The organism is uncultured Bacteroides sp. (assembly GCF_937912035.1).
Classification (GTDB): domain Bacteria; phylum Bacteroidota; class Bacteroidia; order Bacteroidales; family Bacteroidaceae; genus Phocaeicola.
The window spans coordinates 40820-55949 of the sequence record NZ_CALDPF010000056.1; the positions used below are offsets into that span (position 1 = coordinate 40820).

Below are 15130 nucleotides of genomic sequence, written 5' to 3' on the forward strand. Positions count from 1 at the left end.
AAATTATTCAACCACCCATTTTTTACTGTAAGGAACGGTAAATTCCGGATTATAATCAACCTTATCGTTATCAGGTATCATTATTATATACTCCTTTTCACTTTTTACAGGCAATGATGTAGACCTCAACCACGGATTCAGATTCTTTAAAAGAGCGTATGTAGTTCCCTGTCCCCGTGCAAAACGTGCCAAATCGGAAATCGTTTCCGAAACTTTTACAGTACGATAATGTATCTGAGGATATAAATCGGAATGCCTCAGGTTAAAGCCAAAAGCAGACGGATTATTAAACAAAAGTTTAGCAGCAAAAATTCGATAGACATATCTTGCAGTTTCTTCAACAAGATAAAGATCTAGTGTTTCGTCTGTATACTGTCGTTCCTGTTGTTGAGATATTCTAGCCTGACCTGCATTATAAGATGCGGCAACACTGATCCAGTCGCCAAATTTTCGATAAGCATCCTTAAGATACTTGCATGCTGCGTATGTGGATTTCTCAATATGATACCTTTCATCTACATGTGAATTGACCTCAAGACCATATTCCTTGGCTGTTACAGGCATAAATTGCCACAAGCCGGCTGCCCCTGCTCCAGAACGTGCTAAAGGATTACAAGCACTTTCTATAGCCATCAAATATTTGAAATCCTCTGGTATACCGTTTTCTTTCAATATAGGAACTACAACAGGGAAATATCTGTTGGCACGTTTTATTGTCTGAATGGATGTACTGTGCATAAAAGAGAAAGCCAACATCTCACGATCCATGCGTTCATGACGATCATAGCGTGTCAAATCAATGGTATCACCACAAAATTCAATATAGCGTGGAACTTCAATACAAGTATAACTCTCAGTTGGGTCATCAGGATTATCCGTTACGCATGAACTGACACAATAAGCATTGAGCAGAAACGGAAAAATACATAATAATAAAAGTATAACAGATGCGTATGGCAATGACTTTAGCAAATTATTTTTCATAAGGTAATGATTTATTTATAAGAATAATTTTCACTTAATAATGCAATCAAGAGGATACTTATTCCCTTTTATCTCAGTAAGGAAAGCTTTTGCAGAACCAAAATTCAGATACATATCAAGTCTTACAGGAAGATGATTTCTGTCGTCTGTAACATAGAAAGTAATGACTTCTTTTTCTTTTCCCTTCACGTACTCAACAAGTGAAAAGACCAGACATCTGTATTTAATATCGTTTTCACCTTTATACACTTCCTTTCCACGATAAATTAGTGTTTGTTTCTCTATATCCCTGCCTGTAGCCATAGAGAAAAGAATTTTGTCACCGATTTTATAATCGGAAGCATCATACGAACGGGCTTGCAAAAGTATGCTAAGCATATCATAAACGCATACTTTAGATTCCTGAAAATCCTTTCTGATATTTCCATTGACTATTCTAAACTGGTCTACTATACATTTCCCTGCGCGATAACTGAATGTTACATCATCTACACTATATCTCTTTCCTTCTGCTGCACCTTTACGGAAATATAATGGAACCAAATCTTCAGATGTAATACATGTCAGGGTATCACGCATTCTGAAAAACATATCGATACGCTTATTTGTATATGATTCAAGATCGGTCTTAAGACACTTTTTACCATTATACATAGTAGTATCTACAGTCATTTTTGCCCAGCCTGCATTTATCCAGATAAACTTCCAGTTGAACTTCAATTCGTATGACAGTTCTTCACCAGGCATAATAGCATCGTTGACTGCCCCACATTGTGCATTGGCGCAAATTCCTACATATAGAAATAGGAATATGCTAAGGATGATTCGTCTCGTCATGATGTAAGTCCTAATTTTTTAGCTCGTTCTTTATTTCTATCCTTGATTTTTTTGGCTTCTTCTGGCTTCTGCTTCTTTATTTCATCCAATTTCTGCCTATCGAGAGGAACAACATTCACATCCCAATTCTCTTCAAAATCAAAGTTAGCCTTCATTTCCCATACTTTCGGGAAATAATATACTTTTTCCGGTTGTATCTTACTTTCGTAAGATCCTGTATCCCATTTTCCATTGTTATTACTGTCAATGTACATTCTTATATAATATTTTGTGCTGGGCTGCAGAAAATAAAAATCACACGTATTGTCAGGTTTTACTTTCTGTTCCCTTACAACAGCATCACTTGAGTTAAGAAGTTGTACAACAGCATTTTCACCAGCGCCACTAATATTTAGATACAATGTCCCATATTCTTCAAGTGTCTTTATTTTCAATGTATTCTCCACTTTGTCTGTATGAAGGCCGTAAATACTCTTTATGGCGGTAGAATCTATGGTAAGTTTATATTCATTACCCGGTTTCCAATCGCTCAATATATAATACTTCCTCGGAATAATACTGTCTGCAACGAACAAAAAACGTTCCTGTTTCCAAAGTGTGTCTACCTTAACATCAATATGTATCATAGAAGTATCAATACTTTGAACAGGTTCATCAAAAGTAAGACTTATATTCTTATTTATATCCATTGAAGAAGGTGCATCAACATTCATATTGAAAAACTTTGTTTCTACAATATTTAATGTATCACCTTTTTTACGTTTCTTTTTCAGCTCTTTTTCTTTCTTCTCCATCTCTTCCTTAGCCATGGCTAGACGCTTCTGCTTATTAATCTTATTCATCATAACCAGGGTATCACATTTTGGAACTAGTTTTCCTAAGGTATCAGTATAAAGATAATCTAACTGGATAGTGAGCGTATCTCTTTCACAAAGAACTGTGTCTTTTATCCAATAACGTATTGTATCATTATTTAATGATGGTTCAATAATAAAGGCTTCTTTTTCATCAAAGTCAAGTCCCTTGACTACAGGTAAAGTATCAGATTTAGCACTAAAATATAATGAAAATCTGTTTAATTGCTCTCTTTCACTTTTAGTAAGATATTGCATCGTATTCTCTTCCTTGAAAGCTCTGAGTATTATATCATCAGGCATGAAACGGGTATAATTGACCTTGATAATTGTATCAATCTTCAATGTGTCAATTGGATTCCATGTAGTATCCTGTCTGGATGCAGGATGCATAGATGGTACTATTACTGAGTCTGTGAATGCTATTATTTCTGTTTTTGAATCGAACAGATAGTTCTGGTTTCCATCCTTAAGAGCATAAATACGGTATTTTCCTGGTGCAATTCCCTTAATTGTAAAACGACCACGACTGTCTGTTCTTGATATTCTGTCGAATGGTAAACTAGTAAAAGCTGTGTCATTCAGATTTTTATGCAGTCCAACCTGTATACCTTTAATAGGTTCCAGATCCTGGGCATTCAATATGGTTCCTGACACTTGCATTGTGTCAATTATCTCTCCTGTAGAGAAAGCAAAAGAGAAATCTCCCATTGGATTACCTTCATTGTTATCTACAATGGCATCACCAAAGTCAATGGTATAAGTACTGTTTTCACGAAGAGAGTCAAAAAATTCTATCAGTACCCGCTTACCACTAGCTTTTACTTCCGGAGACTCAGTTTGTGGAGGTGAGATTATTACCTTTTCTGCCGCATTCTCTATTTTGATAAACTCGTCAAACTCTATCGATATTTTCTTGCGTTTATTGTTTGTGGCATTAGGTTCAGGAGTTGCACGCACAAACTTTGGAGGTGTTTCATCGTATGGACCTCCATCAGGTGTTCCCGTACTGGCACATGCATATAATATAAGTATTAATACAGTGAATGGAAGTATATGTAAAGAAGAAAATTTCATTTGTAGTCGCTATTATTTTTTTAATAGTGTTATGATTAATATAGTTATCACTGATCATTAAGTTTTAACATACTTTCTATATGTTCACGATTATTGCTAAGACGAGGAATTTTGTGTTGACCACCCAATTTACCTTTCATCTTTAACCAATCATGAAACAGTCCTTCTCTAGCAACAATTATCTCAAGTTCCTGTAATGTTATATCTTTATGCCTCTTGGCTTCGTAATCAGAATTAATTCCCTGCAAAGCCTTATCAAGAACATGTCGGAAATGTTCTACAGAATCAGGCATACGACTAAACTCAATAAGCCATTGATGACGACACTTCGCATTTGAATCCATAAACACAGGTGCAGCCGAATATTCAAGTACCTGAGCACCAGTTTCACGACATGCAATCTGGAGACCTTTCTCTGCATTGTCAACCATTAATTCTTCGCCAAAAGCATTTATAAAATGCTTTGTACGTCCTGTAATTACAAACTTATACGGATCTTTCTGTGTAAATTTTACAGTATCGCCTATTATATATCTCCATAATCCACAAGATGTACTGATGACCATTGCATAATTCTTACCAATCTCAACTCCCCATAGAGGTACGATTGACGGATTCTCATTTTCGAATTCATCCAAAGGAATAAACTCATAAAATACATCATAATCTATCATCAGTAACATTGAAGGATCAGAAAGAGAACTTTGCAAACCAAAAAAACCTTCACTGGCATTGTATGTTTCCATATAATGCATCCTGTCTGAACGTATAAGTGACTTATATTGCTCTCTGTATGGAGTAAAACAGACTCCTCCATGAAAAAAAACTTCCAGATTTGGCCAAACCTCATCCAATGTCTTTGCCCCGGTTTTCTCAAGTATTCGTTTTATAACAGCAAGCATCCACGAAGGTACACCAGATATATTTGTCACATTCTTACCAACAGTAGAATCTGCAATCTTCTCTACCTTTTCCTCGAACTCACCTAAAAGCGCTATTTCTTTACTAGGCACTCGAATACAATTTACAAGTGGATTGACATTTTGAATAAGTATAGCAGACAAGTCTCCCACAAGACTATCTTTAAGGTTATAATTAGGTGCATGACTTCCACCTAGTATTAATCCCTTTCCAGAGAAGAAACGACTCTCAGGATTTTCCCGTAAATATAAAGCTACAGCATCAGTACCACCTCGATAATGAATATTCTTCAAACCATCAGAAGATACAGGAATGAACTTACTCTTATCATTAGTAGTTCCGGATGATTTTGCGTACCATTTGACTGTTCCAGGCCATAAAACGTCTTTTTCACCATGACGCATACGGTCTACGTATTCTTTGACATCTTCATACGTTTGTATCGGGAGTCTGGTAAAATCTGTATATTTGTTTATTTCTTTATATCCATACATTTTACCCCATTCAGTCTTTGATGCTCTGTTAATCAGGCTTCTCAAAACTAAATTCTGTATTTCTTCTGCATTTGAAGAATAACTGTCTATTTGTTTTCTACGAGGCAAAAAAATTTTGTCAATCAATTTGGTTGGGTTCATCTTGATTACATTTTTCATGTTGATGTTATGCAAAGGTAGGTTTTTTATTATTATATATATGATAGACTTGATTATTTTTTTGTGAAAATCAAGTAAATCTTGTTTTTTTAATAACTTTACATCACAAAATTATTATGAGGGTTATGAAAATAGGAATATTGACTTCAGGAGGAGATTGTCCCGGTATTAATGCAACAATCCGGGGAGTTTGTAAATGTGCCTTGAACCATTACGGAATGGAAGTTTATGGTATTCATAATGGTTTTAGAGGCTTATTAGATGGACACGTTAATCCTTTAACAGAAGATTCAATCTCTGGTTTGCTTACAATGGGAGGTACAATACTCGGTACATCAAGAGAGAAACCATTCAAGAAAAGTCTTTCTACAATGGACAACAAACCTTCAATGATTATGAGGACACTTGAAGAGTATGGTATCGATTGTCTTGTATGCATAGGTGGTAATGGTACACAAAAGACTGCAGCAAAACTTATGGAGGTTGGAGTAAACGTAATAAGCATACCTAAAACAATAGACAATGATGTTTGGGGAACAGATTTCTCCTTCGGATTTGATTCAGCGGTATCAATTGCTGCCGACGCAATAGACAGACTACATTCCACTGCCAGTTCACATCAAAGAGTTATGGTAATAGAAGTTATGGGACATAAAGCTGGATGGCTGGCATTATATTCAGGTATGGCTGGAGGAGGTGATATTATACTTATGCCGGAAATACCTTTCGATATACATCGTATAGGTGATACAATAATTAACCGTCTGAAAAAAGGTAAACCTTACTCAATAGTAGTAGTAGCAGAAGGGATAAATACGCCTGAAGGCAAGAAGCCAGCCCAATATATCGCAGAAGAAATCGAATATGAGACTGGATTTGAAACACGTGAAACCGTTCTTGGATACATACAAAGAGGAGGTTGCCCTACTGCATTTGACAGGAACTTGGCAACAATTATGGGAGGACATGCGGTAGAGCTTATCTCAAACGGTGAATTCGGACGAATGGTTGCATTACAGGGAAATAAAATCAGTTCAATTCCTATATCTGAGACAGCTGGAAAAACAAGACTTGTAACTGAAGATCACGAACTTGTTATACAAGGAAGAAGAATGGGAATATGTTTCGGTTAATAAAGTGACCAGATTATATGGTGAAAGGTGTGAAGTTAAAACAATACAGATATTGATAACTATAAAAAAAATAGACTGCCTCTTTTCTGAGACAGTCTATTTTTTTATATAAAAGAACAATTATTCTACGTCACTGTAATCCAATATATTCTTCTTGTTTGCCAAGATTCTGTCATACTCATCTTTAGAACCAACAACAATCTTTTCAAATTCACGCTGACCTGTTCCGGCAGGAATCAAATGACCACAAATTACATTTTCCTTCATACCTTCCAAACGATCAACCTTACCATTAATTGCAGCTTCATTAAGCACCTTAGTTGTTTCCTGGAAAGAAGCAGCAGACATAAAGCTTGATGTCTGAAGAGCAGCTCTGGTGATACCTTGAAGTATCTGTGTAGATGTTGCTGGAACTGCATCACGTACCTCTACAAGTTTTAAGTCACGACGTTTCAACAAGCTGTTTTCGTCTCTCAACTTACGGGCTGTCACAATCTGACCAGGTTTAAGGTTCTGAGAATCTCCAGCGTCAATAACCACTTTCTTACCCCAGATACGATCATTTTCCTCGTTGAATTCCATACGGTCCACTACCTGAAGCTCAAGGAATCTTGTATCACCCGGTTCGTCAATCTGTACCTTACGCATCATCTGACGTACGATAATTTCGAAGTGCTTATCGTTGATCTTCACACCCTGAAGACGGTAAACGTCCTGGATTTCGTTAACGATATATTCCTGTACAGCTGTAGGACCCTTAATAGCAAGGATATCAGCTGGAGTAATAGCACCGTCAGACAATGGAGTACCGGCACGTACATAGTCGTTTTCCTGTACAAGGATCTGTTTAGACAATGCAACCAGATACTTACGTACTTCACCTGTTTTGGATGTCACGATGATTTCGCGGTTACCACGTTTGATCTTACCCATTGTGATTTCACCGTCAATTTCTGATACCACAGCAGGGTTAGATGGGTTACGAGCCTCGAACAACTCAGTTACACGTGGAAGACCACCGGTGATATCACCAGCCTTACCTACCGCACGTGGAATCTTAACAAGAATGTCACCGGCCTTAACGTTTTCTTTATCCTCTACTACAACGTGACCACCTACAGGCAAGTTGTATGTACGCAAGATACCACCATTCTCATCAAGTATGTGCAATGAAGGGATCTTGTTCTTATCCTTAGATTCAGTGATAATGATTTCGCGCAAACCTGTAGCTTCGTCAGATTCTACCTTATAAGTTACATTTTCGATTACTGATTCGAAATCAATCTTACCACCAACTTCTGTTACAATAACGGCATTGAATGGGTCCCATTTTGCAATAAGTTTACCTTTCTCTACGATTTCACCGTCTGCAGCATAAAGTTTAGAACCGTAAGGTACGTTGTGAGTTGACAAGATGATACCTGTATTGATATCAACGAAACGAACTTCAGCCAAACGTCCTACAACGATCTTAACTGGTTCGCCTGTTTCTTCAACAGCATCAACAGTACGCAATTCTTCAAATTCCAGACGAGCAGGATTCTTGGCAACAATAGATGCATTAGCAGCCATGTTACCGGCGATACCTCCGGCGTGGAATGTACGAAGAGTAAGCTGTGTACCCGGTTCACCGATTGACTGTGCAGCGATGACACCGACAGCCTCACCTTTCTGAACCATCTTACTTGAAGCAAGGTTACGTCCGTAACATTTAGCACAAACACCCTTCTTAGACTCACAAGTAAGCACAGAACGGATTTCAACGCTTTCAATAGGTGATTTTTCAATTTCTTCAGCGATAGCTTCTGTAATTTCCTCACCTGCTGCTACTATAAGTTCACCTGTAGTAGGATGTATAATGTCGTGTACAGAAACACGTCCCAAAATACGTTCATAAAGTGTAGCAATAACTTCATCATTATTCTTCAATGCTGTACAAACAAGTCCGCGCAATGTACCACAGTCTTCTTCGTTGATAATCACATCGTGTGATACGTCAACAAGACGACGAGTCAAGTATCCGGCATCGGCAGTCTTCAACGCAGTATCGGCAAGACCCTTACGAGCACCGTGAGTTGAAATAAAGTACTCCAACACGGAAAGACCTTCCTTAAAGTTAGAAAGGATAGGGTTTTCAATGATCTGAGCACCTTCGGCACCTGCCTTCTGAGGTTTAGCCATCAAACCACGCATACCAGACAACTGACGGATCTGTTCCTTAGAACCACGGGCACCTGAATCAAGCATCATAAATACTGAGTTGAATCCCTGGTCGTCGTTCTTGATAGTCTTGTAAAGGATATCAGACAAGTCACTGTTAACGTGTGTCCATGTATCAATTACCTGGTTGTAACGTTCATTGTCAGTGATGAATCCCATGTTATAGTTCATCATAATCTGTTCAATTTCTTCGTTACCACGTTTAACGAGTTCTTCTTTTTCCTTCGGTATGATAATATCACCAAGGTTGAATGACAGACCACCTTCGAATGCCATCTTATAACCAAGGTTCTTGATACCGTCAAGGAATTCACAAGCACGTGCAACACCCACAGCCTTGATTACGTCGCTGATGATGTCACGCAATGACTTCTTAGATATAATTGTATTAAGGTAACCACATTCATCTGGGACGATTTCATTTACGATTACACGTCCTACTGAAGTTTCCTTAATCATCTTCTTGACAATATTACCGTTTTCATCCAAGTCATTAGCAACTACGCTAACTATTGCATGAATATCCACTTTACCTTCATTGTATGCGATAAGAGCTTCTTCTGGTCCATAGAATATAAGTCCTTCACCTTTAGCTCCCTTACGCAACTTAGTGATATAATAAAGACCGAGTACCATATCCTGTGCAGGCACAGTGATAGGCGCACCGTTTGCAGGATTAAGAATGTTGTGTGACTGCAACATCAACATCTGAGCTTCCAGAATAGCTTCATTGCTCAAAGGCAAGTGAACGGCCATCTGGTCACCGTCGAAGTCGGCGTTGAACGCAGTACATGCCAATGGATGCAACTGGATAGCCTTACCTTCAATCATCTTAGGTTGGAATGCCTGGATACCCAAACGGTGAAGTGTCGGCGCACGGTTCAGCAATACCGGATGTCCTTTCATTACATGTTCAAGGATATCCCAAATAACAGCCTCCTTGCGGTCAACGATCTTCTTCGCTGATTTTACAGTCTTAACGATACCTCTTTCAATAAGCTTTCTGATGATAAATGGTTTGTAAAGTTCGGCAGCCATCAGCTTAGGAATACCGCACTCACCCATCTTCAATTCAGGACCAACGACGATTACCGAACGTGCAGAGTAGTCAACACGCTTACCCAGCAAGTTCTGACGGAAACGTCCCTGCTTACCTTTCAAGCTATCAGAAAGAGATTTCAAAGGACGGTTAGCGTCTGTCTTAACCGCGCTTGCCTTACGAGAATTATCGAACAATGAGTCAACAGCTTCCTGAAGCATACGCTTTTCATTACGTAAGATTACATCAGGAGCCTTGATTTCAATAAGTCTCTTCAGACGGTTATTACGTATAATAACTCGACGATACAAATCATTCAAGTCAGAAGTTGCGAAACGTCCACCATCCAATGGTACAAGAGGACGCAATTCTGGTGGTATAACCGGAACGTTCTTGATAATCATCCATTCAGGCTTGTTCCTTCCCTTTGAAGAACGGAACGATTCAACGACCTGCAAACGTTTTAATGCTTCATTTTTACGCTGCTGAGATGAATCATTGTTAGCCTTATGACGAAGTTCATATGAAAGTGCGTCAAGATCCAATCCTGCAAGAAGATCGTAGATAGCTTCAGCACCCATCTTTGCGATGAACTTGTTAGGATCACTATCATCAAGGAACTGGTTTTCCTTAGGAAGTGATTCCATGATATCAAGATATTCGCCTTCTTCAAGCAAATCATACTTGCTCAATCCGTCTTCGGCCTTAATACCCGGTTGTATAACGACATAGCGTTCATAATAAATGATTGCATCAAGCTTCTTTGTAGGCAAGCCGAGCAGATAACCGATTTTATTAGGCAATGAACGGAAATACCAGATATGAGCAACCGGTACAACCAGCTGTATATGTCCACTACGTTCACGGCGTACTTTCTTTTCTGTTACTTCAACACCACAACGGTCGCAGACAATACCTTTATATCGAATACGTTTGTATTTACCACAGTGACATTCGTAATCCTTTACCGGACCGAATATACGCTCGCAGAACAAGCCATCACGTTCAGGCTTATAGGTACGGTAGTTAATGGTTTCTGGTTTCAGAACCTCACCGTAAGAGTTTTCAAGAATCTCTTCTGGTGAAGCCAAACCAATAGTAATCTTGGAGAAATTACTTTTTATTTTAGTATCTTTTCTAAAAGCCATACTTAAATTTGTTTTTTTGTTTATTCCATTGTTATGCTCAAGCACAGACCTCTCAATTCATGAAGCAATACGTTCAGTGACTCTGGTATGCCCGGTGTAGGCATTGGTTCACCCTTGACAATAGCTTCATAAGCCTTAGAACGTCCTACAACGTCGTCTGACTTGATTGTCAGAATTTCCTGAAGAATGTGAGCTGCACCGAATGCCTCGATAGCCCAAACCTCCATTTCTCCGAAACGCTGACCACCGAACTGAGCTTTACCACCAAGTGGCTGCTGCGTAATCAACGAATATGGACCGATTGAACGAGCATGCATCTTGTCTTCAACCATGTGACCAAGTTTAAGCATGTAAGTTACACCAACTGTTGCCGGCTGGTCAAACTGTTCACCAGTACCACCATCATACAAATAAGTCTTGCAATAACGTGGCAAACCTGCCTTGTCTGTCCATTTATCAAGATCCTCAAGTGTTGCACCATCGAAGATTGGTGTTGCAAATTTGAGTCCAAGTTCTTTTCCTGCACGTCCCAATACAGCTTCGAATATCTGTCCGATGTTCATACGTGAAGGCACACCCAATGGGTTCAATACTATATCTACCGGAGTACCGTCAGCCAAGAATGGCATATCTTCCTGTCTAACAACTCTTGATACAATACCCTTGTTACCGTGACGACCGGCCATCTTATCACCGACACCGATCTTACGCTTCTTGGCAATGTAAACTTTAGCCATTTGCATAATACCTGATGGCAACTCATCACCAATAGTAAGAGCGAATTTCTTACGCTTCAATTCAGCATCATATTCCTTATACTTCTTGATGTAGTTCATAATCAATGAGCGTATCAAGCCATTTTTATGTTCATCAGAAGTCCATGAGCTGAGCTGGATAACTGTATAGTCAAGAATTTCAAGATCACGCTTAGTAAATTTCGCACCCTTAGCTATAACCTCAGTACCAAGGTAATCCTTAACACCCTGTGAAACAAGATTGTTAGTAAGGATCATAAGCTTATCTACCAGAATATCTTTAAGTTTTGCAACTTTTTCCTCGAACTCTTCATTAAGCTTAGGAAGAATAAGTTTATCTGCATTCTTTTCGCTGCGAGTCTTAACTACACGTGAATACAATTTCTTGTCTATTACCACACCTCTCAATGACGGCGAAGCTTTAAGAGATGCATCCTTAACGTCACCAGCCTTATCACCGAAGATTGCACGCAACAGTTTTTCTTCAGGAGAAGGATCAGATTCACCCTTAGGAGTAATCTTACCTATAAGTATATCTCCCGGTTCGATACGTGCACCTATACGTACGATACCTGTTTCATCAAGGTCTTTAGTTGCCTCTTCGCTTACGTTAGGGATATCAGCAGTAAGCTCTTCCATACCACGCTTTGTTTCGCGCACTTCAAGGATGTATTCATCCACGTGTACAGAAGTAAGAATATCTTCTCTTACTACACGCTCATTCAATACGATAGCATCCTCATAGTTATATCCCTTCCATGGCATGTATGCAACAAGCAGGTTCTTACCCAAAGCCAACTCACCGTTTGCAGTTGAATATCCTTCAGTTAGGATATCACCCTTCTTTACGCGCTGGCCTTTGGAACAGATCGGACGCAAGTCGATAGTCATGCTCTGGTTTGTCTTGCGGAACTTAGGAATTCTATATTCAACCAATGCAGGCTCAAAACTTACAAACTCTTCATCTTCAGTACGGTCATATAATATACGAATTGTAGTTGCATCTACAAAGTCTATTACACCATCCCCTTCTGCCGCAATCTGGGTTCTTGAATCCTCACAAAGTTGTTTTTCTATACCAGTACCCACAATCGGTGCTTCTGTGCGCAACAATGGAACTGCCTGACGCATCATGTTAGATCCCATCAATGCACGGTTAGCGTCGTCATGTTCAAGGAAAGGAATCAATGAAGCAGCTATAGATGCAATCTGCTGAGGAGAAACGTCCATCAGCTGTACCTGATCCGGTGTAACAACCGGATAATCTGCATCGCGACGTGCTTTAACTTTGTCACGGATAAATGTTCCGTCATCATTAAGTGGAGCATTACCCTGTGCAATGATTACATCTTCTTCCTCTTCAGCTGAAAGGTATTCGATACCTTCCGGTGACAAGTCAACAACGCTATCCTTAACCTTACGGTAAGGAGTTACGATAAATCCAAGATCATTGATCTTTGCATATACACACAAAGAAGAAATCAAACCGATGTTCGGACCTTCAGGAGTCTCAATAGGGCACAAACGTCCGTAGTGAGTATAGTGTACGTCACGTACCTCGAATCCGGCGCGGTCACGTGAAAGACCTCCAGGACCAAGAGCAGAGAGACGACGTTTATGTGTAATCTCAGCCAATGGGTTTGTCTGGTCCATGAACTGTGACAATGCATTTGTTCCGAAGAACGAATTGATTACAGACGAAATAGTCTTGGCATTAATCAAATCAATCGGAGTAAACACTTCATTGTCACGAACGTTCATACGTTCACGGATTGTACGGCTCATACGTGCCAAAGCAATAGAGAACTGATTTGAAAGCTGTTCTCCTACAGTACGCACACGACGATTACTCAAGTGGTCGATATCATCAACGTCAGCCTTAGAGTTTATAAGCTCGATTAGGTATTTGATGATTTCGATAATATCTTGTTTAGTCAACACTCTAACATCCATTGATGTATCAAGTGACAACTTCTTGTTAATTCTGTAACGACCTACATCACCCAAGTCATAACGTTTTTCAGAGAAGAACAAGTTATTGATAACTTCACGTGCACTGGCATCATCAGCAGGGTCAGCATTTCTCAACTGTCTGTAGATGTACAATACAGCTTCTTTCTCAGAGTTAGACGGGTCTTTCTGCAGTGTATTATATATAATTGAGTAGTCAGAAGCGTTTGCATTGTCATTGTGAACCAGAATATTCTGTACACCAGACTCAATGATAGTCTCAATATGATCCGGTTCTATTACTGTTTCACGGTCTATAACGACCTCATTACGCTCGATAGAAACTACTTCACCAGTATCTTCATCAACGAAATCTTCAGTCCATGTTTTAAGAACACGTGCAGCAAGTTTTCTGCCAACAATCTTCTTAAGGTTCTGCTTGTTTACCTTAATTTCTTCAGCAAGATTAAAGATTTCCAATATATCCTTATCGTTCTCAAAACCAACTGCTCTTAAAAGAGTTGTAACCGGTAATTTTTTCTTACGGTCGATATACGCATACATGACATTGTTAATATCTGTAGCGAACTCTATCCAAGAACCTTTAAAAGGAATAATACGAGCAGAATACAATTTTGTTCCATTGGCATGAATACTCTGACCAAAGAATACACCTGGAGAACGATGCAACTGTGATACGACAACACGTTCAGCACCATTTATAACAAAAGTACCCTTTGGTGTCATATAAGGTATCGGACCCAAGAAAACATCCTGTATCACTGTATCAAAGTCTTCGTGATCGGGGTCAGTACAGTAAAGCTTCATCTTAGCTTTCAAAGGAACACTATATGTCAGACCACGTTCAAGACATTCGTCGATTGAATATTGTGGCGGGTCAATATAGTAGTCAAGGAACTCGAGCACGAAATTATTACGTGTATCTGCAATAGGGAAATTCTCTGAGAATACCTTGTATAGACCGTCCTTTTTACGTTGTTCAGGCGGAGTGTCCAATTGCAAGAAATCGTGGAACGATTTCAATTGTACTTCCAAGAAATCCGGATACTGCATCGGATTCTTAATAGAAGCAAAATTAATTCTTTGATTTTGAGTGTTTAAAGACATCAGTAATTCAGTTAAGAATTAAAAATAATTATAATTTACGTTGTTTAAAACAACGATATACTTTGAGACGCAAAAAGGTTAAGAATCCTCAACAACGAGGATTCTTAACCGAACTACCTGATTTACAGGATAATCTTATTTAAGCTCAACTTCAGCTCCAGCTTCTTCCAAAACTTTCTTCAAAGATTCAGCTTCGTCTTTAGCCAAACCTTCTTTAACTACGCTAGGAGCACCGTCAACCATGTCTTTTGCTTCTTTCAAGCCAAGACCACATGCTTCTTTAACGGCCTTAACTACCTGCAACTTAGCAGCACCTGCGCTCTTCAAAACTACATCGAAAGATGTTTTTTCTTCAGCAGCAGCTGCACCAGCAGCAGCAGGACCAGCAGCAACAGCTACAGCTGCAGCAGCAGGTTCAATACCATATTCTT

Annotated in this window: 8 protein-coding genes; 1 reads left to right on the forward strand and 7 read right to left on the reverse strand. The window is 39.1% G+C overall.

The window, feature by feature from the left end:
* Nucleotides 1-3: 3 nt before the first annotated feature.
* From Q0486_RS15395 to Q0486_RS15410, 4 genes are read right to left on the reverse strand one after another with little or no spacing between them, the layout of a single operon-like run.
* Nucleotides 4-984 (reverse strand): lytic transglycosylase domain-containing protein, encoded by a 981-nt coding sequence (locus Q0486_RS15395; RefSeq protein WP_299235365.1) that lies wholly within the window; start codon nt 982-984, stop codon nt 4-6.
* A 30-nt stretch (nt 985-1014) separates the two neighbouring features.
* Entirely contained in the window at nt 1015-1821 is an 807-nt protein-coding gene (locus Q0486_RS15400) for a DUF3108 domain-containing protein (protein WP_299235367.1), read from the reverse strand.
* Entirely contained in the window at nt 1818-3752 is a 1935-nt protein-coding gene (locus Q0486_RS15405) for an Ig-like domain-containing domain (RefSeq protein ID WP_299235370.1), read from the reverse strand. Before Q0486_RS15405 ends, Q0486_RS15400 begins: the two co-directional genes overlap by 4 nt.
* A gap of 47 nt (nt 3753-3799) precedes the next feature.
* A complete protein-coding gene (locus Q0486_RS15410) occupies nt 3800-5308 on the reverse strand; it encodes a GH3 auxin-responsive promoter family protein (RefSeq protein ID WP_299235372.1) in 1509 nt (502 codons plus the stop codon).
* Between the two features lie 143 nt (nt 5309-5451).
* Between Q0486_RS15410 and Q0486_RS15415 the strand changes: the two genes are divergently transcribed.
* Nucleotides 5452-6459, forward strand: a complete 1008-nt coding sequence (locus Q0486_RS15415) for an ATP-dependent 6-phosphofructokinase (protein WP_299235374.1) — start codon at nt 5452-5454, stop codon at nt 6457-6459.
* 120 nt (nt 6460-6579) lie between these two features.
* Here Q0486_RS15415 and rpoC read toward each other — a convergent pair whose 3' ends face one another.
* The 3 genes from rpoC to rplL form a co-directional block, all read right to left on the reverse strand.
* Entirely contained in the window at nt 6580-10866 is a 4287-nt protein-coding gene (gene rpoC / locus Q0486_RS15420; RefSeq protein WP_299235376.1) for a DNA-directed RNA polymerase subunit beta', read from the reverse strand.
* 20 nt (nt 10867-10886) lie between these two features.
* The gene (gene rpoB, locus Q0486_RS15425) at nt 10887-14699 is read right to left on the reverse strand and encodes a DNA-directed RNA polymerase subunit beta (RefSeq protein ID WP_299235378.1); all 3813 of its coding nucleotides are present in this window, start codon (nt 14697-14699) and stop codon (nt 10887-10889) included.
* A gap of 135 nt (nt 14700-14834) precedes the next feature.
* Nucleotides 14835-15130: 50S ribosomal protein L7/L12 (gene rplL / locus Q0486_RS15430; protein ID WP_299235380.1), on the reverse strand; the 296-nt coding region annotated here is incomplete at its 5' end.